Below are 514 nucleotides of genomic sequence, written 5' to 3'. Positions count from 1 at the left end.
CTTATTCATTGCACGGATCGTTTCTCTTTCAAACACATCAGCTGGCTGCGCTGATATGATTTTGATATTTTCCGCACACCCTTTTGTATCCACAGTGTATGAAGCCCTTACAACCCCCTCAATCCGGCCAGCCTGTGCTTTTACAGGATAATAGGGCAGGTCCCAGGTGGATGATTTAGCTGCCTTTATGTCTCCTGTCACATGTTCCTGACCCGACTGTGTCTGATTGTAAGCACATCCGGGTGCCAGCATAGCCAGCGTTATAGCCATCGTTAAACGTTTCATTCTTTCCCTTGATAAAGTAGCCACCAGAAGCGGCTCCAGCAAAATGAATACGAACGTATCATAAACGACTCGATAACAATTCAGGTTATTAAAATTGTGCATGGTCATCGCCAACAAATACAAGGATGCACCAACAACTGCAACAGTATCTGCATGCAGATGCTGTGACCCAGGCGGCGCAGATTTACGATTGTATTCAGTAGTAAGCTGCAAATGCGAGGAGTAATAC

1 protein-coding gene is annotated in these 514 nt (G+C 45.5%); it reads right to left on the bottom strand.

Annotated elements, in window-relative coordinates:
• A partial coding sequence (locus K5E19_RS23995; protein ID WP_221553405.1) for a TonB family protein occupies nucleotides 1–514 on the bottom strand: 514 nt, incomplete at both ends.

The sequence above is a fragment of the Enterobacter sp. RIT637 genome (genome assembly GCF_019718755.1).
Lineage (GTDB): Bacteria > Pseudomonadota > Gammaproteobacteria > Enterobacterales > Enterobacteriaceae > Enterobacter.
The sequence above is the reverse complement of the archived record's forward strand: the minus strand, read 5'-3'. Positions and strand labels throughout refer to the sequence as shown.